19 protein-coding genes are annotated in these 20,928 nt (G+C 64.0%); 7 read left to right on the top strand and 12 right to left on the bottom strand.

Features of this window, described 5'->3' with window-relative positions; genetic code table 11:
* Nucleotides 1-6: 6 nt before the first annotated feature.
* The 3 genes from ABWW33_RS13815 to ABWW33_RS13805 all read right to left on the bottom strand — a co-directional run bounded on the left by ABWW33_RS13815 (nucleotide 7) and on the right by ABWW33_RS13805 (nucleotide 3,059).
* Nucleotides 7-1,461, bottom strand: a complete 1,455-nt coding sequence (locus ABWW33_RS13815) for a Ppx/GppA phosphatase family protein (RefSeq protein ID WP_353402216.1) — start codon at nucleotides 1,459-1,461, stop codon at nucleotides 7-9.
* A 127-nt stretch (nucleotides 1,462-1,588) separates the two neighbouring features.
* The gene (locus tag ABWW33_RS13810; RefSeq protein WP_353402214.1) at nucleotides 1,589-2,770 is read right to left on the bottom strand and encodes a GGDEF domain-containing protein; all 1,182 of its coding nucleotides are present in this window, start codon (nucleotides 2,768-2,770) and stop codon (nucleotides 1,589-1,591) included.
* 13 nt (nucleotides 2,771-2,783) lie between these two features.
* On the bottom strand, nucleotides 2,784-3,059 hold the full coding sequence (locus ABWW33_RS13805) for a hypothetical protein (protein ID WP_176653776.1): 276 nt from the start codon (nucleotides 3,057-3,059) through the stop codon (nucleotides 2,784-2,786).
* A gap of 146 nt (nucleotides 3,060-3,205) precedes the next feature.
* Here ABWW33_RS13805 and ABWW33_RS13800 point away from each other — a divergent pair, with 146 nt between their 5' ends.
* A complete protein-coding gene (locus ABWW33_RS13800; RefSeq protein WP_176653775.1) occupies nucleotides 3,206-3,949 on the top strand; it encodes a spermine/spermidine synthase domain-containing protein in 744 nt (247 codons plus the stop codon).
* A gap of 15 nt (nucleotides 3,950-3,964) precedes the next feature.
* Here the strand turns inward: ABWW33_RS13800 and ABWW33_RS13795 are convergent, their stop codons facing one another.
* Nucleotides 3,965-4,405 carry a Rid family hydrolase gene (locus tag ABWW33_RS13795; RefSeq protein WP_353402212.1) on the bottom strand — a complete coding sequence of 147 codons (441 nt, stop codon included), beginning with the start codon at nucleotides 4,403-4,405 and terminating at the stop codon, nucleotides 3,965-3,967.
* A gap of 23 nt (nucleotides 4,406-4,428) precedes the next feature.
* The gene (locus ABWW33_RS13790; RefSeq protein WP_353402210.1) at nucleotides 4,429-6,018 is read right to left on the bottom strand and encodes a flavin monoamine oxidase family protein; all 1,590 of its coding nucleotides are present in this window, start codon (nucleotides 6,016-6,018) and stop codon (nucleotides 4,429-4,431) included.
* Between the two features lie 157 nt (nucleotides 6,019-6,175).
* On the opposite strand from ABWW33_RS13790, the gene ABWW33_RS13785 reads away from it, so the two are divergent.
* Both ABWW33_RS13785 and ABWW33_RS13780 read left to right on the top strand, forming a co-directional pair.
* Nucleotides 6,176-9,022 carry a bifunctional diguanylate cyclase/phosphodiesterase gene (locus tag ABWW33_RS13785; protein ID WP_353402208.1) on the top strand — a complete coding sequence of 949 codons (2,847 nt, stop codon included), beginning with the start codon at nucleotides 6,176-6,178 and terminating at the stop codon, nucleotides 9,020-9,022.
* A 38-nt stretch (nucleotides 9,023-9,060) separates the two neighbouring features.
* Entirely contained in the window at nucleotides 9,061-9,579 is a 519-nt protein-coding gene (locus ABWW33_RS13780; protein ID WP_176653771.1) for a DUF1003 domain-containing protein, read from the top strand.
* 10 nt (nucleotides 9,580-9,589) lie between these two features.
* Here ABWW33_RS13780 and ABWW33_RS13775 read toward each other — a convergent pair whose 3' ends face one another.
* The gene (locus tag ABWW33_RS13775) at nucleotides 9,590-10,129 is read right to left on the bottom strand and encodes a GNAT family N-acetyltransferase (protein ID WP_353402206.1); all 540 of its coding nucleotides are present in this window, start codon (nucleotides 10,127-10,129) and stop codon (nucleotides 9,590-9,592) included.
* Nucleotides 10,126-10,776, bottom strand: coding sequence for a LysE family translocator (locus tag ABWW33_RS13770; protein ID WP_353402635.1), 651 nt, complete (start codon nucleotides 10,774-10,776; stop codon nucleotides 10,126-10,128). Before ABWW33_RS13770 ends, ABWW33_RS13775 begins: the two co-directional genes overlap by 4 nt.
* Before the next feature lie 357 nt (nucleotides 10,777-11,133).
* Here ABWW33_RS13770 and ABWW33_RS13765 point away from each other — a divergent pair, with 357 nt between their 5' ends.
* Complete coding sequence (locus tag ABWW33_RS13765; protein WP_353402204.1) at nucleotides 11,134-14,694, top strand: CARDB domain-containing protein; 3,561 nt, start codon at nucleotides 11,134-11,136, stop codon at nucleotides 14,692-14,694.
* 76 nt (nucleotides 14,695-14,770) lie between these two features.
* Here the strand turns inward: ABWW33_RS13765 and ABWW33_RS13760 are convergent, their stop codons facing one another.
* Nucleotides 14,771-16,153: an aminotransferase-like domain-containing protein gene (locus ABWW33_RS13760; protein ID WP_510182390.1), complete on the bottom strand. Its 1,383-nt coding sequence runs from the start codon at nucleotides 16,151-16,153 to the stop codon at nucleotides 14,771-14,773.
* A gap of 81 nt (nucleotides 16,154-16,234) precedes the next feature.
* Here ABWW33_RS13760 and ABWW33_RS13755 point away from each other — a divergent pair, with 81 nt between their 5' ends.
* The gene (locus ABWW33_RS13755) at nucleotides 16,235-16,480 is read left to right on the top strand and encodes a hypothetical protein (protein WP_353402200.1); all 246 of its coding nucleotides are present in this window, start codon (nucleotides 16,235-16,237) and stop codon (nucleotides 16,478-16,480) included.
* On the opposite strand, the gene ABWW33_RS13750 is transcribed toward ABWW33_RS13755, so the two are convergent.
* The 4 genes from ABWW33_RS13750 to ABWW33_RS13735 all read right to left on the bottom strand — a co-directional run bounded on the left by ABWW33_RS13750 (nucleotide 16,477) and on the right by ABWW33_RS13735 (nucleotide 18,069).
* Entirely contained in the window at nucleotides 16,477-16,878 is a 402-nt protein-coding gene (locus ABWW33_RS13750; protein WP_353402198.1) for a hypothetical protein, read from the bottom strand. The genes ABWW33_RS13755 and ABWW33_RS13750 overlap by 4 nt on opposite strands.
* A gap of 106 nt (nucleotides 16,879-16,984) precedes the next feature.
* Nucleotides 16,985-17,320: a low molecular weight protein tyrosine phosphatase family protein gene (locus ABWW33_RS13745; protein WP_353402196.1), complete on the bottom strand. Its 336-nt coding sequence runs from the start codon at nucleotides 17,318-17,320 to the stop codon at nucleotides 16,985-16,987.
* Nucleotides 17,313-17,582: a KTSC domain-containing protein gene (locus ABWW33_RS13740; protein ID WP_353402194.1), complete on the bottom strand. Its 270-nt coding sequence runs from the start codon at nucleotides 17,580-17,582 to the stop codon at nucleotides 17,313-17,315. The genes ABWW33_RS13745 and ABWW33_RS13740 overlap by 8 nt, the downstream gene beginning before the upstream one ends.
* Before the next feature lie 19 nt (nucleotides 17,583-17,601).
* Nucleotides 17,602-18,069 (bottom strand): acyl-CoA thioesterase, encoded by a 468-nt coding sequence (locus ABWW33_RS13735; RefSeq protein WP_353402633.1) that lies wholly within the window; start codon nucleotides 18,067-18,069, stop codon nucleotides 17,602-17,604.
* Between the two features lie 133 nt (nucleotides 18,070-18,202).
* On the opposite strand from ABWW33_RS13735, the gene ABWW33_RS13730 reads away from it, so the two are divergent.
* The gene (locus ABWW33_RS13730) at nucleotides 18,203-19,519 is read left to right on the top strand and encodes a M16 family metallopeptidase (RefSeq protein ID WP_353402192.1); all 1,317 of its coding nucleotides are present in this window, start codon (nucleotides 18,203-18,205) and stop codon (nucleotides 19,517-19,519) included.
* Nucleotides 19,520-19,523: 4 nt separating this feature from the next.
* The gene (locus tag ABWW33_RS13725) at nucleotides 19,524-20,921 is read left to right on the top strand and encodes a M16 family metallopeptidase (RefSeq protein WP_353402190.1); all 1,398 of its coding nucleotides are present in this window, start codon (nucleotides 19,524-19,526) and stop codon (nucleotides 20,919-20,921) included.
* Nucleotides 20,922-20,928 lie beyond the last annotated feature (7 nt).

Genomic DNA, 20,928 nt, shown 5'->3' with positions numbered 1-20,928 from the left:
CGATATTTAGCCGCTGGCGCGGATGCTGAAGTCTACACCGACTTCATCCCACTGCTCCTGTTCCTTCTCCAGCCAGTAGGACAGTGTGGGATGGTCGCTGACCCATTCGCGGCGGATTTCCAGCTCGATGCGGTTCTTCATGCGCAGGCGGATCAGCGTGAAGTCGATGTCCAGGCGCGAGTGCATGAACAGCACCGCCAGCCGCAACGCCACCACCGCCTTGACGAAATCCGGGTCCGCCAGCGCATCGACCACCTTGCGCAGGTTGCCCTTGTGCGCCAGGATCAGGCGGCTCATGGTCTTTTGCTCGCGCGCGGTAAAGCCGGGCAAATCGGCGTTCTCGATCATGTAGGCGGCGTGCTTGTGGTAGCCGGTGTGCGACACCACCATGCCCATTTCATGCAGCAGCGCGCTCCAGTACAGGTGGCGGGTGTACAGGTCCGACACCGGCTTGGTCTGCATGTACAGCGCCAGCGCGTCGTCGGCCACGCGGTTGGCGCGGCGTTCGTCGACGTGGAAGCGCTGCACGCAGGCCTGCACCGATTGCTCGCGGCGGTCGCGCTTGGTCGAGCGCAGGTGCAGGTCCCACATCACGCCCATGCGCAGGCCGGCCTCGATCGGCTGCACCACCGGGATATCCAGCTCGCCCACCAGCCCGATCAGGATCGCCAGGCCGCCGATGATGGTGCTGGCGCGGTCCGGCCGCAGGCCGGCCATCTCGATCTTGCCGACGTGGCCGAATTCGATGAAGCGCTGTTTGAGCGCGTTCAGCGTGGCGGCGTTGACCTCGCGGCCGATGCCGTTCTTGACGATGATGTCGGCGATGGTGCGGGCGGTGCCGGACGAGCCATAGCACTGCTTCCAGAACTGCGGATGGTAAGGCGGCGCCGCATCCTCGAAATGGCTGCGCGCCGACAGGATGGCAGCCTCGAAGGACGGCGCGTCGACCCGGCCGCCGACAAAGAAAGACAGGCTTTGCTTGACCGTGCCGACGCTGAACGACTCGACCTTTTCGATCTCCTGGCCGCGCCCCAGTATCAGTTCGGTGGAGCCGCCGCCGATGTCGATCACCAGCCGGCGCTCGCCGGGCAGCGATACCGCGTTGGCCACGCCCATGTAGATCAGGCGCCCCTCCTCCTCGCCGGAGATGATCTCGATCGGATAGCCGATCGCCAGCTCGGCCTCGGGCAGGAAGGCGGCGGAATTGCGCGCCACGCGCATCGCCGACGTGGCCACCACGCGCACCGCGTCGAGGCGGTAGGCGGCCAGCACGGCGCGGAAGTTTTTCAGGCAGGCCAGCGCGTTCTGCATGGCGGCCGGCGTCAGGTTGCCTTTTTCGTCCAGCCCTGCGGCCAGGCGGATCGGCTCGCGCACGCTTTTGAGGACGCGGATGGCCTCCCCGTCATGCTTGCCGATGTGGAGGCGGAAACTGTTGGAACCTAAATCTACTGCTGCGTACATATATGGAAGCCTCTCTCGGCAAACGGCAACGAAGGCTCGCGGGTGATCAAACAGAATAAATCAAACTAAACGATTTACATAATTATAATCACGATATGCGCAGTTTGTTACGCCTTGATGACGCACCTTACGATGCCTCCATCGCGCCGGAGGCCGCCTGCGCTTCGGCCACCCGGTTGCGGCCACCCCGCTTGGCCGCCTGCAGCGCCTCGTCGGCGCGCTTGAACAGGCTCACGGTGGTGTCTTCGGCGCGTATCGTGGTCACGCCCAGGCTGGCCGTCATGTTGATCACCGCCTTTTCCGCCTTCACCGGCAGCGCCGCGACGGCGTTGCGGATACGTTCGGCCACCATCAGCGCGTCCTCCAGCGAGGTGCGCGGCAGCTGGATGGCGAACTCGGCGCCGCCCAGGCGGCCCATCATGTCGGAATCGCGCAGCTGCTTCTTGCACACGTCGACCATGGCCTTGAGCACCAGGTCGCCGACCGGATGGCCGTAGTTGTCGTTGACGCGCTTGAAATGGTCCAGGTTCAGGATGATCAGCGAGGTGGGCATGCCGGGCCGGCGCGCCAGCGCGATCCACGGCGTCAGCGTCTGGTAGAAGCCGCGCCGGTTCGGCACGTCCGTCAGCGGATCGACCACTTCCAGCCGGGCCAGCTCGCCCTGCAGCTTTTCCCGGCCCAGCAGCAGGTAGCCGAAGGCGCCGCTGACCATCATCAGGTACAGCGCGACGATGCCCACGCCCTGGATCAGCGCCGGGCTGACCCAGCCGGCGCCTTGCGGCAGCAGCGCCGTCAGCAGGCCGCGCGCCATCACGGCCAGCGCCAGCACCAGCATCGCCAGCACCAGGTAGCGCCGCAACAGGGTGCCGGCGCTCCAGCCCCGGCCCAGCGCGGCCGCGCCGGCGATAAAGAACAGGCCGACCGCCAGCGAGGCGATGGCGATGCGCCCGGCGGCCGGCACATCCATCAGCCAGGCGCCGGTGAACAGGCCGATGGCCACGCCCAGCGCCGGCAGCAGGTAGCGGCGCCAGACGCGGCGCCCGGCCTGCTCCCACAGCGCCGAGGCGTCCAGCGCGAAGCCGGCCAGCAGCAGCGCGTTGGCGAACGGGATGGTGAGGAAATCGGGCAGCGCGCCGCGCAGGTACAGCAGCCCCCAGGCCAGCGCCTGGAACTGCTTGGCCAGCGCCCAGGTGGACTGGCCGGCCGCCGGCTGAGCGCCGCGGCGGCCCTCCTGCTCAAAAAAGAACAGCGCCGCGCACAGGCTCAGATTGCCCAGCGCCAGCGCCAGTACCAGTGTTTTTATATCCATGACCCGGGGCCGGTCAGACCTCGTGCTCGACGTTGGTGCTGCCGTCGCCCATCTTGCTGGCCCAGGCGCGGGTGAAGAAGGCCTTTTCCGCCTCGCTCGGGGCGTCGTGCCAGAACACGATCAGCGTGCCCTTGTGGTCATGCAGCTGGCTGACCTTCTCGATGAAGGATTGTTCGCCGGCCATGTCGGCCAGCGCCACCACGTAGCCGTAGACGCGGGTCAGGCGCTCCAGTCGGTCCGGTTCGGTGAAGCTGTTGGTGGCGGTAAGCGTAGGGTGGTCTAAAAACATCGTTTCTGTCTCCAAGAGGGCCGCCGGAGGGGCAAGGCCTGTGCTATCGCCAATGTACCTACAAATTTTCCGTCTGTAAATGCAATGTGGCTTACGGCGCGCATGCTACTATAAATTGCCCCTGTAAATCCACATTACGAACCAACTTGACCTCATCTGCCAACCGGCCGCAAGTGCGTACGCGCGGCGACAAGCGCTCGCTGGAGTTCCAGCCGGGCATGATCCAGAGCGAAATGCGGCTGTCGCGGCCGGACGACCTGGTGCTCAGCTATGCGCGCGCGATGATGTGCTTCGTGCTGTTTCATCCCAAGCCCGAGCATATCGTCATGGTCGGCCTGGGCGGCGGCTCGCTGGCCAAGTTCTGCTACCGCTACCTGCCGCACAGCCGCATCACCGTGCTGGAACTGCGCGCCGACGTGATCGCGCTGCGCGACCAGTTCGCCATCCCGCGCGACAACGCCCGCTTCCGCATCATCGAGGCCGACGCCACCGAATACATGGCCGGGCTGGCCGGCGTGGCCGACGTGCTGCTGGTCGACGGCTTCGACGAGCAGGGCCTGCCGCCCGCGCTGGGCAGCGCCGCCTTCTACGCCGACTGCCGCCGCGCGCTGCGGCCCGGCGGCGTGATGGCGGCCAATATCTTCAGTTACGACCCGAACTACGGCCCCATGCTGCGGCGGCTGCGCCAGGCGTTCCAGGGCCGCATCTGCTGGTTCCACGGCATCGCCGGCAACAACCGCATCCTGTTCGCGGTCAAGGGCGGCCAGCCGTCGCCGGCGCTGGCCATGCAGCGCAAGGTGGCGCGCAGCCACGGCCTGGCGCTACCGCTGCTCAACAAGCTGCTGGCGCACTGGATCGTGCTCAAGCTGCGCTGGCTGGGGCCGGACTGAGCCCGCCGTCCCGGCTTATTTGCTCCGCACCGCCACCAGTTCGATCTCCACCAGCGCCTTCGGCACCACCAGCGCAGCCACCTGCACCGTGGCGCGGGCCGGCTTGTTGGGCTGCGCCGCCGTGCCGAAGAAATCCTTGTAGGCGTCGTTCATGCCGGCGAAATCGAGCTTGCCGGCGGCGTCGGCCACCAGGTAGACGCGCATCTGCACCACGTCGCCCATGCCCAGGCCCTGCTCTTTCAGCGTGGCTTCGAACTGTTTGAAGATGTCGATCGACTGCGCCTTGGTGTCGCCCTCGTAGGACTTGGCCAGCTTGCCCGACAGGTACAGCGTGTCGCCGGCCCACACGGCGTTGGCGATGCCGCTTTGCGCGGTCTGGATATGCGTGACCTTGGTCTGCGCGGCGGCAGGCAGGGCGAACAGGGCGGAAGCAAGCAAAGCGACTGGCAATTTCATGGCGGTCCTTTCAGGGTGGGAAATCAGGCGCGCACGCGCGCGGCGATGTTTTCAACGGCGCGGTGGGCCGACAGCACGGCGCCCTCCTGCCACGAACTCAGGTAGCCGAGGTACTCGCCGGCAAACACCATCGGGCCATCCGGCTGCTGCAGCAGCTTGTAGACGGTGTCGAGCTGTTCCGGCTTCCATTCGGCCCAGGCGCCCAGGCTGTAAGGCACTTTGGGCCAGGCGATGTTGATGCCGCCGCGCACCATCGCGCGGTAGCCGGGATGGAACAGCTCGCCCACCGCCAGCGCCTTCTCGATGCGCTCGGCCACCGGGTAGCGGCCCATGTCGTCGCCCGGCTCGACGCCGAAGCAGTAGGAGCCGACCAGCACGCCGTCGGCCTTGCCGATGCCGTGCGACGGATACAGGATCTGCGTGACGTCGCGGGTGGTCCACGACAGGCCGCCGTAGATGCCGTCGTCCTGCTCCCAGAAGCGGCGCGGCGCGTAGAACGCCGTCTTGGAGGAGGTCGCATATTCCACCTCGGCGATGGCTTGCTGGTAGTCCGGCGCGAAATCGTTGGGTATGCCGCGCAGCACAGTCAGCGGCAAGGTGCAGATGACGAAATCGCTGTCGATGGTGGTTTTTGCCCCGGCGCCATGGTGGCAGACCACGCGCGCGCCGGCGGCGGTCTTGCGGATCTCGTCGACCACCGTGTCGTAGCGGATCAGGTGGCCGACCCGCTTGGCGAACGCCATCGGAAACTGGTCCATGCCGCCCACCGGCTGCAGCATGGTGCCGGCCTGGTCGAAGTCTTCGGCGAACTCCGCCTTGAATTGCCAGAAGTCCGCCCGCAGCAATTCGGCCAGCGGCAGCGGCTGGCGGATGGTGCCGTGCGGCGTACCGGGCGCCGGCGTGACGGCGTAGCCGCTGCGCGCCGTGCCGCGGAAACGGCCGTCGCGCTGCAGGTCGCCGAAGCCGGCGATGGCGGCCAGCAGGCGCTCGCGGTCTTCCTTGCCCAGTTCCTGCTCCAGCTGCCCGGTCGACACGGCCTTGCCCAGCATCTCGGCGAAATAGCCGTGGCCGTCCCCCAGCACCTGCTTGGCCTGCACCGGCTTGCCGCCGAAGGCGCGGTCGTCCTGCAGGTAGGCGGCGCGGTTATCGTTCATCATGATTTCCAGCGGCACGCCGAATTCGCGGCAATAGCCCAGCACCGCGCGGTGGTGGTGCGAGATCCGCGCCGGCCCCGGGTTCATGTACAGGTGCGGCGCCTTGGGCCAGCGCGCCTGCTGCGGGCCATCGGCCTGGTCGATGCGGTCGCCGCCGCGGATGGTCCAGCTGCGGCCGCCCGGGCGGTGGCGCGCCTCGAGCACGGTGCAGGAGAAGCCGGCCTTGGCCAGCTGGTAGGCGGCCGTCATGCCGGCCACGCCGGCGCCGAGGATGGTCACGCGCTTGCCCTTGCCCAGCCCGCCGGGCAGCAGCGGCGGCCCCTTGTAGGCCAGGTCCTCGCCCCAGGCCAGGCTGGCGCAGCCCAGCGCGTCGAGGGCGGCAAACGCGGCCGCCGCGCCGCCGGTGCGGGCGACATGGTGGAGGAAACTGCGGCGCGAGACGGCACGGTCATGGGGCATGGTCGAGGCTCCTGCTGGCAAGGAATTAGCAATATAGCATGTTCGTCGCCTGCCCTCGCCCCGGACCGTGGCTGGCATAAGACAGGCACCGGCAAGCACTGTCGCAAAGGCAGGACTTGTGACACACTTGCATGAAACTATCTTCAGAAAGCGCAGCATGCCGCTCTTCCGCAAATCTTCGCCGATTTCGCTGGCGGCGGCTCTCACGCTGTGCACCGGCATGGCGGTGACCGGCCTGCTGTTCGTGGCCGTCAGCGCGCTCGAATACGGCAAAATGGAATTGAGTTTCCAGCAGCGCGCCCAGGTGCGGGCCGCCGCCATCCGCCGCGGCCTGGACGACACGCTGGAGCTGGTCACCATCCTCAACGACCTGTACACATCGTTTGGCAGCGTCAGCCGCGAGCAGTTCGCCGATTTCACGCGGCCGCTGCTGCTGCGCTACCCGTTCGTGCAGACCTTCAACTTCCACCGCGTGCTAACCGACGAGCAGGCGCGCGCCTACGAAGCCATGGTGCGCCAGGGCTTTCCCGGCTACCGCATGCACGACGCCGGCAACCGGCCGATGGCGCCGCGGCGCCAGCACGTGATCGTCGACTACCTGGAACCGCTGGACGGCAACGAGGCCGCGTTCGGACTGGACGTGATGTCGCTGCCGATGGCCGCCACCGTCAGCCAGGCTGCGGCCGCCGGCACCACGCTGGCCACGCCGCTGATGCGGCTGGTGCAGGAGCGCGGCAACCAGAAGGGCTTCGTGCTGCTCAAGCCGGTGTACCGCCCGGGCGCGCAAACGGCCACCGCCGAGCAGCGGCGCGCGGCCTGGATCGGCAACACCGGCGCGGTGATACGCTCCACCGACCTGATCCACAAAATCCTGCAGGGCGCCGAGCTGCTGGACGACCACGAACTGGTGCTGCGGGTCTACATCGGCGACGACGTGCGCCCCGACAACCTGATTTTCAGCCAGGGCCAGGCGCCCGAACAGACGGCCGCCGCCAAGCCGCTGCAGCGCTGGTTCGCCTTCGACTACCACGACATCTACACCAGTACCTTCAGCGCGGCCGGCAAGTCCTGGCATGTACTGGTGGCGCCGCTGCCGCGCCCCTTCCTGTCCAGCCACCTCGGTTCGCTGTCGACCCTGATCGGCGGCCTGCTGTTTTCGATGCTGACGGCGGCCTTCGTCAACTCGCTGGCGCGCCGCTCGCTGCGCGTGCAGCGGCTGGTCGACGAGCGCACCCACGCGCTACAACTGAGCAACGAGCGCTTGAACGAAGACGTCGCCGCCCGCAAGCGCACCGAGGAAGCGCTGCAGGAAAGCGAGCACCGCTTCCGCCGCCTGCTGGCGCTGTCGTCGGACTGGTACTGGGAGCAGGACCGCGACTTCCGCTTCACCAATATCTCCGGCGGCTTCTTCGACAAGGGCATGCAGGACCCGGCGGATTTTCTCGGCAAGACGCGCTGGCAGCATCACCAGGAAATGCGCGAATCGCGCTGGGGCCAGGATCATATCGCGCAGTTGCAGGCGCACCAGCCCTTCTACAACCTCGAATACATGCTGTCGGGCACCGACGGCCGGCCCCACTGGTTCAGCACCAGCGGCGAGCCGGTGTTCGACCGCGACGGCAAGTTCTGCGGCTACCAGGGCACCGGCACCGAGATCACCGAACGCAAGCTGTCGGAGCAGCGCATCCACCACATCGCCCACCACGACGTGCTGACCGGCCTGCCCAACCGCGTGCTGCTGCAGGACCGCCTGATGCAGGCGGCCGCCTTCGCCAACCGCAGCGGCATCCCGCTGTGGGTGATGCTGATCGACCTCGACCGCTTCAAGTTCGTCAACGACAGCCTCGGCCACAAGGCCGGCGACCTGCTGCTCAAGACCGTGGCGCAGCGGCTGCAGGACAGCGTGCGCGAGAGCGACACCGTGGCGCGGCTGTCGGGCGACGAATTCGTCGCCATCCTGACCGAATATCCGGACGAGGCGCTGTCGCTGGACGTGACCCAGCGCATCATGCGCGCGGTGGCGCAGCCGGTGCTGTTGGAGGGCAAGGAGTTCTTCGTCACCTGCTCGATCGGCGTGGCCGTCTACGATCCGGACGGCACGCCGGCGCAGCGGCTGATCGAGCACGCCGACATCGCCATGTACCGCGCCAAGAAGCTGGGCCGCAACAACACCCAGTTCTACCAGCCGGCCATGAACGAGGAGGCGCTGGAACGGGTGCGCATCGAGACGGCGCTGCGCAGCGCGCTGGAGCGCGACGAATTCGTGCTGCACTACCAGCCGCAGGTCGACCTGGCCAGCGGCCTGGTGGTCGGCATGGAGGCGCTGATACGCTGGCAGCATCCGGAGCTGGGCATGGTGGCGCCCCACCGCTTCATCGGCCTGGCCGAGGAGACCGGGCTGATCGTGCCGATCGGCGCCTGGGTGCTGAAGACCGCCTGCGCGCAGGCCAAGGCCTGGCAGGACACCGGGCACGGGCCGCTGCGGATCGCCGTCAACCTGTCGCCGCGCCAGTTCGGCGAGCCCAAGCTGCTGGGCGCCATCGCCGAGGTGCTGGAGCAGACCGGCCTGCCGCCGTCCTGCCTGGACATCGAGCTGACCGAGGGCTTGTTCATGCACGACGTGGCGCTGGCGGTGGAGCTGCTGCACAAGCTCAAGGCGCTGGGCCTGGCGCTGTCGATCGACGATTTCGGCACCGGCTATTCGAGCTTCTCTTACCTGCGCAAATTCCCCATCGACGTGCTGAAGATAGACCGCTCCTTCGTCAGCGACATCGCCGAGGGCGGCGAGGCGGCCATCGTGGTGTCGATCATCGCGCTGGCGCACAACCTGAAGCTGCGCGTGATCGCCGAGGGCGTCGAGAGCGCTGAGCAGCTGGACTACCTGCGCCGCAACGGCTGCGATGAAATCCAGGGCTACTACTTCAGCCAGCCGCTGCCGGCCGACGACTTCGAGCAACTGCTTATCGACGGCCGGAATCTACGGACGATGCCGGCGGCGGCGTAAGGTGAGCTATAGTGGCGCTTTTCCTCGCGAGAGTAGCCATGGACCCGTCCCACATCCACCAAGCACCGTCGGCCGGCGCGCCCGCAGTCGATCACCTGCGCTTCCATCGCCCGCTCGAACACCTGTCGAAGACGTTCGGCAGCGACGTGTTCGGGCTGAAGGCGGAGGCCTTCGCTCGCTTCTTTGGCACGCCAATTTTCCTCGGCGTCCAGACCGTCATCGTCGCCATCTGGATCGCGGCCAATGTGCTGGGATACACGCGCTTCGACGTGTATCCCTTCATCCTGCTCAATCTGGCATTCAGCCTGCAGGCGGCCTACGCGGCGCCGCTGATCTTGCTCGCGCAGACACGCCAGGCGGCGCGTGACAAGGCACATTCCGACGCCGACGCCGAGCACCGCGAAGCGATCGCCGTTGCGTCGGCCAAGCAATCCGAACAGATGCTGGAGCTGCTGCGGCAGAACACGGAACTCACTGCCATCACCAAAACCATGGCGGAGCGCATCGAGAAGCTGACGGCGGAAATGCACCACCACTTCCTGCAGGACAAAAACTAGCGCTTTTCAACTACCGGCAGCGCGCATACATCAGGGAGGCACGCGGTTCGTCGCCCAGATTCGGCAGGACGGTGTGCCGCGCCAGCTTGCCTTCGCAGGTGAACCCGGACTTCTCCAGCGTGCGGGCGGATGCCCCGTTTTCGGCGTCGCAGGTTGCCTGGATACGAAAACAGGCCGGCAGCGCCAGTGCCGCGTTACAGAGGGCGCCGATCGCTTCAGGCATCAAGCCATGGCCCCAATGCCTGCGCTGCAATACATATCCGATGTCTACCGTATGCGGAAACAATCGAGCCTCCAGCATGCCAATGGGAATATCCTCGTCATGCCGGACCAGTATGTACGCGCGGCTAATGCCGCTGGCCCACCCGCGCATGCAGTAAGCGATAAAAGCCTCCGTCTCGGCCAAAGCGCGGTGCGGACGCCATGTCATGTAGCGCGCCACTTCGATGTCCTGCGTGTACGCCTCAAAGAAAGCCGCCGCATCGGACTGGCGCGGTTCACGCAACATCAGTCTTGGGGTCGACAATTGGTCGGGAAGAGATAAGGTCATTGAATTGCCGGCCTCCGCAGGAATGCCAACAATATGCCAAAACCGACCATCAACGAACCACTGGCGCGATTGAACCAGCGGAATCCGCTCGCGCCGCCGGCCAAGCTCTTGAGCCGAGATCCGAGAACTCCGTAGATGCTGATGGCGACCAGCTCAAGCAACAGGAAAATCACGCCCAGCATGGTGAAACTCGCCGCGTAGGCCGAGCGGTCGACAAACTGCGGAAAAAATGCGGTAAAGATCAGGATCGCCTTGGGGTTTCCCGCCGCGACAAAAAACTCCTGCTTCGCCAGTCGGCGCAGCTTGACGGACGGGATTTCAACCTCGGCCTGGCTGCGCGCCATCGCATCCGATACCTCAACCGGGGGCGAGCGGAATAATTTGATGCCGAGCCATACGAGATAAGCGGCGCCGCCAAATTTCAGCATCGTGAACAGCGTCTCCGACGCCAGCAGCACCGCCCCCAGTCCGAAACCGGCAATCGCGATCATCGCCGCAAACGCGACCAGGCGCCCGAACGCCGCCAGCACGGCATAGCGCACGCCGTGACGCGCACCGTTGGACAGCGACAACACGTTGTTCGGTCCGAACGCCATGTTCAGCGCAAAGCAGGCCGGAAGAAAAACCCAGTAATTTTGAAAGGACATGTGATCGACCATCTTTTGCCAATTTCATAAATAGTACTTTATTGCGAAGGGCATTGTCACTATGAGTAGCGCCTTAATCGACGCTACCGCCTGAAGTCAACGTGAAGCTGACGTGAAGACAGTGTTTGAAATTTGGCTGCACAATTAATGGCATGCGGGGTAGCTACTTCGCATGATTAGAAAAAAACATAAAAAAGGAGACATTTCATGAGATTAAATCAGGAGTCTTTTTATCAGAGGCTTTTTTTGGCACTGCTCTGGCTGGGGATCTTGGGCACAGCCTTGACAGGCTTCTCGTCAACGGCCAGCGCCGCTGTTTACGAGGCAGAATCCGGTGCATTGACAGGCGGAGCAGTGGTGCAAACCGACCATTCCGGTTACACCGGCACAGGCTTTGTCGGAGGCTTCATCGATGCCAACAAAGGCAACGCGCAAACTGCCATGACGGTGAATGTCGCAGCGGCCGGGTCGTACACCTTGGGGCTGCGCTATGCGAACGGTACAGGTTCAAGCAGGACCATGAGCCTGTACATCAATGGCACCAAGCTCAAGCAGACTACGCTGAATGCGACCGCTGACTGGAACAGCTGGGCGACACAAAACGAAACCGCGACGCTGAATGCCGGAAACAATACCGTCGCGTACAGATACGACACGACCGACAGCGGCAACGCCAACCTCGACAGCTTGACGGTGACTTCAGCCGGAGCCGGCCCGGCTGACCTGGTGGTTACCAGCGTGGCCTGGACTCCGGTCTCGCCGCAAACCGGCAACGCCATGGCCTTCAGCGCGACCATCAAGAACCAGGGAGGCACTGCCACCCCGTCGATCAAGCATGGCGTCAACTTCACCGTGGATGGCGTCCAGGTTGCCTGGTCCGACAACTATACGTCGTCCCTGGCGGCGGGTGCGTCGGTGACCCTGACCGCCAATGGCGGACCCGCAGGCGCCACGTGGGCGGCAACAGTGGGGTCCCACACGATTCAAGCCTATGTCGACGACCAGAACCTGATCGCCGAAGCCAATGAATCGAACAATACGCTGTCGGCGCCTTTCACCGTCACCGCGCCTTCTGGCGGTGTCGACCTGGTGGTCACGAGCCTGACCTGGACTCCGACCAACCCGCAAGCGCCTGGCGCAGTGACGTTCACGGCCGTGGTCAAGAACCAGGGCACGGCGGCGAAACCTGCGGGCGTCAAAATCGGCGTCAGCTTCACTGTCGACGGCACCCAGGTCAATTGGTCCGACACGAATACCGCATCCCTGGCAGCAGGCGCTTCCGTCACGCTGACCGCCAACAGCGGACCCTCGGGCACGGCATCCTGGGCCTCGACAGGCGGAACGCACACGGTGCAAGCCTATGTCGACGACCAGAACCTGATCACCGAGACCAACGAGACCAACAATACCTTGTCGGCCTCCCTGACTGTCGGCGCCGCGCCGGCCTTGTCTAACGGCCTGTACCGGATTCGGAATTTCTGGCAACCGACGCTCTATCTGTTCGAGGCAGGCGGCAAGGTCATGTATGGAACGCCGGCGGCCAGCGACCTGACGTCGCAATGGGCACTGGTGGATCAGGGCGGACACAAGGCGCTTTGGAACGCATCGACCGGCAACTATATCTCGATCACCGGTGTGGCAAGCTCCGCCGATTCGATGACGACGATCTATGCGGACCCGGCACCGAACAACGTCTTGTTCGACATGCCGGCGGCATCGAACTCGGGTTACTACAACATCCAGAGCGTGGCTCAGAACTCGTGGTATACGACCATCGAAGGGCAGAAGGGATTTGCCCAGAGCTACGCCATCAGCAATGCCTGGGGCAGCACGCAATGGGCCTTTGAACTGAAGGGCGCCGTTCCCGCGCGTCCAGCGGCCAAGCCCGACCTGGTTGTCACCAGCATCACCTGGAGTCCAACCTTGCCGACGGCAGGCCAGGCCGTGACCTTCAGCGCCACCATCAAAAACCAGGGACCAGGCGCCACCCCGGCCGGCACGACGAACAAGATCACGTTCGCGGTCAACGGCACCGTGTTCACCTCGGTCAGCAACTACAGCAGTTCCCTGGCCGCCGGCGCCTCGATCACCCTGGCGCAAGACACCGGTACCTGGGCGATGGCCGGATCGGCGCCAACCATCACCGCGGTGGTCGACAGCAACAACGCGATCGCCGAGTCGGACGAGGCGAACAACGCGTTCAGCACCATCCTGAGCACGGCGACCTACGGCGCCTCCATGCCGTACACCACGTACGAAGCCGAAGCGGGCAGCTACACCGGCGCCCTGGTCTCGGGCAGCCGCGCGTGGGGCCAACTGTCGTCCGAGGCATCGGGCCGGGCCGCGGTGAAACTGACCTCCGCCGGCCAATATGCGCAAATCACCACGACCGCCGCCGGACAAGGCCTGGTGCTGCGCTACTCCATCCCTGATACCGCCAATGGCGCGGCCTACAACGCCGGTCTCAGCTTGTATGTCAACGGCGTCAAGAAGACCGACCTGGTATTGACCAACAAGTACAGCTGGATCTACGGCACCTGGGGCACCGAAGGCGGCAACAAGCACTGGTCGAACAATCCAGCGGCCACGCCGGCCAATCCGCACCGCTTCTTTGACGAAGTCGCCGTTATCCTTGACGCCTCCTACCCGCCCGGAACGACGATCAAACTGATGCGGGAAACGTCGAACCTGAACTTCTCGACCACGGCCAGCGTCACGGTGGACTTCGTGGAGCTGGAGCCCATCCCTGCCGCGCTGACCATGCCGTCGAATTTCGTCAACATCACCGCCTACGGCGCCGTCGCCAACGACGGCATCGATGACACCACGGCCATGAACAACGCGATTGCCGCGGTCGTCGCTTCGGCTGGCGCCAAGGTCGGCGTCTGGATTCCTGCGGGCACCTTCGACTTCAACAACGGCGTCGCCGGCCCGGGCTGGAGTGGCGCGGGCACCCGTATCTACCTGCCCGCCGGGGTTTCCCTGCGGGGCACCGGGATCTGGACCAGCACGCTGCAAGGCGACTTCGCCGGCGTGTATGCCAAGGGCGGCAACAGCAATTTGTCCGACCTGAAAATCTCGGCCGACGACGTGCTGCGTGATGACGACGATGGCGTGTCGGGTGCGGAAGGCAACTTCAGCAATTCGACCATCAACAACGTGTGGTTCGAACACACCAAGGTCGGTGTGTGGACCACTCAGTCGTACAGCCAGGCCGGATTGGTCAACAATGCCACCGTCACCAACTGCCGCATCCGCGACACCTGGGCCGACGGCTTGAATCTCCACTATGGCACAAGCAACAGCACGGTCTCCAACAATGTCGTGCGCAACACGGGCGACGATGGCTTGGCCATGTGGTCGGATACGCATCTGGATACCGGCAACACGTTCCAGAACAACACGATCCAGCTGCCCGGCCTGGCCAACGGCATAGGCATCTACGGCGGTGAGAACAATGTCGTCAAGGCCAACCTGATTGTCGACATCATCGACAATGGCGGCGGCATCCAGTTCGGCACCAACTTCAGTCCGCCTTCGCTCACCGGCACGCTGGACATTTCCGGTAACAAGCTGGTGCGTGCGGGTTCGTATCACCACGACTATCTCTACAACATCGGCGCGATCTGGGAATACTGGGTTGCCAGCTCGGGCAAGATTGCCAACCCGACGATCACGTTGAGCAACAACCTCATCGAGGACAGCACGTATGCGGCGGTGTTGAGCGAGGAACCGTCGACCGGGGCTTCGGTGACACACACCGGTACCCAGATCGTCACCAGCGGCACCTACGGCGTGGAGATCCGTGCCACGGCAGTGGGCGCGGCAACCTTCAACACCACCACGGTGAGCGGCGTACCGCAGGCGCATTTGAAAAACAATTCCAGCAGCTTCACGGTGAATGGCGTTATTCCCTGATGCACCGTTGCGGCAATGATTGAGTGGAAGTGAGAAAACTCCGGCCTGGCGCCGGAGTTTTTTTACCTCAGCTGAGTTAAACCACAGCGGTGCTGAACGAATCGGGCCGCCGGGCAAGCAGATGAGACAGCCGTTGAAGAGCCGCCTGTAAACGTCCACGGTCCTTGATGCTACCCAAAGAGATCCGAATTGCATTCACGGATCCGCCGCCGGTTGCGAATGCCTCCGCCGGCGTGACTGCGATGCCCTCGCTGCCGGCTGCACGCGCAAGCTGTGATGAGTTCCAATGCCCCGGCAACTCGAGCCATACATGCAGGCCGTCTCCGGAGCCGCTGTACCGCCCCGCCAGAATATCCCGAGCCATCCGGTTGCGCAGACGCGCCTCGTTGCGTACGCCTTCCATCAATCCGCCAGCCGAGCCGTCGAGGATCCACTGAGTGGCCAGTGCGGCCGTCAGGGGAGCGACCATCAGCGCAAATGATCTTAGCGCGACCAGGAAACGTTCTCGTTCGTGCGGGTCGCGTATCAGCACGAAGGCGACACGCAAGCCGGGCGTCAGGCATTTCGACAGGGTTGAGACGTAGCACACCTGTTCCGGGGCAAACGTGGCAATAGGTGGTGGTGGTGCATCGGCAAGGAGCCAGTAGGGATCGTCCTCGACGATGCGTACATTGCAGTGCTTCGCGATGCTGGCGAGCTCCTTGCGCCGGCGTTCCGGAATGGTGATGGCGGTCGGGTTCTGTAATGTCGGATTGAGGTAGACCAGCCCGGGCTTGTGCCGGCGGCACGCTTCCTCAAGCATCTCAGGCACCATCCCGTGCTTGTCCGCTTCCACCGCAATGATGTGCCGGCCGAATTGGGTCGCCGCGGCACGCAAGCCGGGATAAGTCGCTGGTTCCGCCAGGATGACATCGCCAGGCTCCGTCAGCGCAAGGATCAATGCGGCGATCGCCGCTTGCGCACCAGGACAGACAACAAGCTGTCGAGTATCCAGATGTCCGAACATCGGTTCGAGCCATTTGGCTCCGGCCTTACGGTCGGAGTCGCTTCCCCCGGCCAAGTGGTAAGTCATCAGCAATTCATTATCGGCCCTCATCAGTACTTGAGCCAAACCCTGCTTCAACATGTCGTCGAAGTCCACGCCATCCGGCGGTGGCGGGGTATTCATGCTCAGGTCGAGGATGGCGGTCAGTTCGACTTTCGGCGCCGCGACATAAGTGCCTCGAGCGCCGCGGCCCTCCAACAGGTTGCGGCGTCTGGCTTCCTCGTATGCGCGGGTGATCGTCGTCAGATCGACGTCCAGCTGTGCGGCCAACTGGCGCTGCGGAGGTAGACGGTCACCCGGTTTCAGCGATCCGCCTGCCACCGCCGCCTGCAACGCATCCGCAATCTGCAGAAAACGCGGACCTCCATTGGAGGCCAATCGCGGCAGCCAGATTGGCGCCTCTTCGTCTTGTATGGTTTTCAACTGGGACAATTTGTCTCAATGTATGGAAATTGCTTTTAAGTAGTATGCCAGTAATAACCTGGAATGTTCAAAATGATGGAATGGATACCTGTAGTCTTCGTTACGTTCAAGTTTCTCGTGCTCGCCACGGGCATGTACTACGCCATCAAGTGGCATTACGATCAAGGGAAGAAGGGGAAAACGGAGGAGCGGCGCGCGGTGCTGCGGGCGAGCGGCAAGGTTGCCGCTCTCTTCATGCTATCGCTCCTGGGCCTGGGGCTGGTCACCTTCGGCCTTATCAGGATGCTCGGTATGGACTTGACCTTGCCGATACCTTAGTGCTTGGGGGAAGGCTCGGAGATTGTGACCGCGCCCAGCAGGGACTCGCCAACGACATATTGCGCACGAAGTTCTTCGAACGTATAGGACTCTTCGTACTTGTAGCGAATGCAAGCGGCGTTCAACAGGCGCCAGGCACCGCGCGCCGCATTTGCCTTTGCTCCCATGTTAAAGGTGCCAATCCAGGCTAGCGAGGCGGCTCCGATAAATGCAACGACTCTGATAGATCCCGCCGGAACCGTTTCTGACCCCGTAAAGGTTGCAACAAAAAGGGAGCAAACCACACTTAGCGCCCCCAGCATCGCATACAGCCGCATGAGTCTCGCCGCCATCCGGTCCCATTGGTCGAGAGCGGCCTTGATCTCTTCAGGTATTGATCGATTTTGCAACGTGGTCATCTGGATGGCTCCTGTGTGCGAGTGGTGCAGCTGATGATAGAGCGAAATTATCCCATCTGCAATGAAGGCTTCTGCGCTACTCCTAGAACAATGCAAGCCTTCCTGTCTACAATGCTGAACGCAAAAATCGGCCGACTTTCGCCTCCAGCAGCTTGATGAGTTCAGGCTGCATGTATTCGTAGTCGTCGGGGATATCCAGGCAGATGATGCGCTTGCCGTTCAAGTACCGCTTGAACCTGGTCGCAAGCCGGTTCCGGTGCGCCTTTTCCATGACGAAGATGATGTTGGCCCACGCGATCTGCTCGGGGGACAGCGGCACGGTCGCGTCGCCTCCCAGCCCGGCGGAATCGGTTTCGACGTCCGGCCAGGTCGAGAAGACCTGCTCCGCCGTCGGGCTTCTCAGGCGGTTCTGGCTGCAGATGAACAGCGCCCGCTTAGTCATCCGGCGCCTTGAACAGGTCCTCCAGCTCGGCGCGGCTGGTCGGCTTGCGCGCCACGCCCTTGCGGCCGCTGAATTCCTCTTCGATGTTGTCGCGGTAGTAGCTCCACGCCGCGCCCGAGGTCGACAGCTTGCGCCACACCTCGGTGCCCACTCCCGAATAGTCGATCGCCGTGCCGTCGTCGAACTCGACCCGCAGCTGGCGCTCGCGCGCATCGTATCCGATGGCGCGCAGCTTGCCGGCGTTGATGCGCCTCATTTCCATGATGACTCCCCCTATCGGTTCAGGTCTTGCGCGCGCCGTGCACCATCTGGCGCGCCTGCTTGCGCAGCAGCGCCTGGTCCCAGCGCTGCCGCTGTTCGTCGTTTTCCGGCACCAGCACCGGCACCTCGACCGGCTTGCGGTCCGCATCCACCGCCACCATCGTGAAATAGCAGCTGTTGGCGTGACGCACCAGGCGCTGCTGGATATTCTCGGTCACCACGCGGATGCCCACCTCCATCGACGTGCGTCCAGTGTAGTTGATCGACGCCAGGAACGTCACCAGTTCGCCCACGTGTATCGGCTGCAGGAACATCACCTGATCCACCGACAAGGTCACCACATAGCTGCCGGAATAGCGGCTGGCGCAGGCGTAGGCCACGCTGTCGAGGTATTTGAGGATGGTGCCGCCGTGCACGTTGCCGGAGAAATTGGCCATGTCCGGCGTCATCAGCACGGTCATGCTCAGTTCGTGGGCCACCCAGTTCATTGGTTTTTCCATTGCTTGCTCCCTAGTGTAGTTTGTTCCATGCTATCCGCTAAACTTGTCATCCGCAAATAGTTATCAAAAACATCTACGGATATCGTATGCTTTGCGCTTCACGCATAAAGGAGCAGCGCTCATGAAATGGAAAGTCCTGGCCGCCGGCATGATGCTGGGCATGGCCGCCACCGCACAGGCCGCCCTGACGGCCGATCAGGTCCACACCTTCACGCTGGCCAACGGCATGAAGTTCATCGTGCTGGAATCGAGCACCATCCCCAACGCCAATATGTACACGTTCTGGAAGGTCGGCTCGCGCAACGAAGCGCCCGGCATCACCGGACTGTCGCACTTCTTCGAGCACATGATGTTCAACGGTTCGAAGAACTTCGGCCCGAAGATGTTCGACCGCACGATGGAAGCCAAGGGCGGCTCCAACAACGCCTACACCAGCAACGACCTGACCGTGTACCAGGACTGGTTCCCGGCGTCGTCGCTGGAAACCATCTTCAACCTCGAGAGCGACCGCATCGGCCACCTCTCCATCGACCCGAAAATGGTCGCCAGCGAGCGTGGCGTGGTGCTGTCCGAGCGCAGCACCGGGCTGGAGAACTCCAACATGCGCGCGCTGCGCGAGGAAATCAACGGCGTGGCCTTCCAGGCGCACCCGTATTCGTGGCCGGTGATCGGCCATGAGTCCGACATCAAGGCGTGGACGCAGGAAGACCTGCAGCGCTACTTCACCACCTACTACGCCCCGAACAACGCGGTGTCGGTGATCGTCGGCGACGTCAAGACCGACGACGTGAAGAAGCTGGCCACCAGGTATTTCGGCGGCATACCGAAGCGCGCGCTGCCGCCGGCCGTGCGCACGGTGGAGCCTGAGCAGAAAGGCGAACGCCGCGTGTTCGTGGCCAAGGAATCCGCCACGTCGGCCAACCTGGCCATCGCCTACAAGATCCCGCAGGCCAACAGCCCCGATTACTACGCGCTGGAAGTGCTGCAAAGCCTGCTGGCCGACGGCAAGACCTCGCGCCTGTACAAGGCGCTGGTCGAGCAGCAGCTGGCCACGCAGGTCGGCGCCGGCAGCATGGACGGCTTCGATCCCGGCCTGCTGTACCTGTCGGCCGTGGCCACCGCCAAGACCGCACCGGCCGTGCTGGAAAAAGCGCTGCTGGCCGAGGTCGACAACGTGGTCAAGAACGGCGTGACGGCCGAGGAGCTGCAAAAGGTCAAGAACCAGAAGCTGCTGAACCTGTACCGCGAACAGGAAACCATCAACGGCAAGGCCCAGCAGCTGGGCAACTACGAAGTCTTCTTCGGCGACTACAAGAAGATGTTCGACGCCCCCGCCGCCTACGAAAAGCTGACGCCGGCCGACATCCAGGCCGTGGCCGTCAAATACCTGAAAAAATCGCAGCGCACCGTCGGCGTGCTGGCCGCGAAGGAGGATTGATCACATGAGCAAACACATTATCGCCAAGACCGCCCTCGCCGCCGCGCTGGCGGCCGTCGGCGCCACCGCCAACGCCGCCGATTTCCGCCTGCCCGCCTTCGACACCGTCACCTTGCAGAACGGCCTGACGGTCTACCTGATGGAACGCCACGAGGTGCCGCTGATCTCGGTGCGCGCCGTGGTCAAGGCCGGCGCCGTCAACGACGCCAAGCAGCCCGGCCTGTCCAACCTGACCGGCGACGCCCTGCTGCTGGGCAGCAAGCAGCACGACAAGAAATCCATCGACGAAGCCTTCGACTTCCGCGGCGCCCGCCTGGCCGGCGGCGCCGGCACCGAAGCGAGCACGGTGCAGGCCAATTTCGCCCGCGCCGACACGGCCGCGCTGCTGCCGCTGTTTGCCGAAATCGTCCAGCAGCCGAGCTTTGACGACGCCGAGCTGGCCAAGCTGCGCGAGCGCAAGGTGAACGGCCTCAAGCAGGCCAAGGAAGCGCCGCGCAACGTCGTCGGCAACTACTACCGCGCCATGCTGTTCGGCGAGAGCCCGTATGCGATACCGGCCGGCGGCACGGTCAGCAGCGTCGGCGCGCTCAAGCAGGGCGACGTGCAGCGCTACTACCAGCAGTACTACCGTCCGGACAACGCCGCCATCATCGTCGTCGGCGATTTCCAGGCCGCCGAGATGCGCAAGCAGATCGAGTCGCTGTTCGGCGCTTGGCAAGCCAGCGGCCCGGCGCCGGCGGCGCAGGACAACGGCAAGGTGCATGCCGACAAGGCCCGCGTGTGGCTGATCAACAAGCCCGACGCCATCGAGACCACCTTCCTGATCGGCGGCGCCGGCATCGCCCGCAACGATCCGGACTACGTGCCGCTGCAGGTGCTCAACACCATCGTCGGCGGCCGCTTCACGTCGTGGCTGAACGACGAGCTGCGCGTCAACTCCGGCCTGACCTACGGCGCGCGCAGCGAGTTCGCCACCTTGTCGCAGACCGGCACCTTCGCCATCTCCAGCTTCACCGCGCTGCCGAAGACGGAAGCGGCCCTGGCGCTGGCGCACAAGACGTACCAGCGCCTGTGGGACAAGGGCATCGACAAGGCCACGCTGGAATCGGCCAAGGCCTACGTCAAGGGCCAGTTCCCGCCACGCTACGAAACCGGCGAGCAGCTGGCGGGCCTGCTGGGCGACATGTACGCGTCCAAGGTCGGCCGCGAGCAGATCGACAACTTCATGAAGGACGTCGACAGCCTGACGCCGGAGCGCGCCAAGGCGCTGGTGGACAAGCACTTCCCGCGCAACAATCTGCAGACGGTGCTGGTGGGGAAAGCCGAAGCGATACGGGGCATCGCCGCCCAATACGGCGACGTGACCGAACTGCAGATCAGCGCGGACGGCTTCCAGCCCTGAGGCCGCC

This window comes from Duganella hordei (assembly GCF_040369125.1).
Lineage (GTDB): Bacteria > Pseudomonadota > Gammaproteobacteria > Burkholderiales > Burkholderiaceae_D > Rugamonas > Rugamonas hordei.
This window is presented reverse-complemented; position numbering and strand designations above follow the sequence as displayed.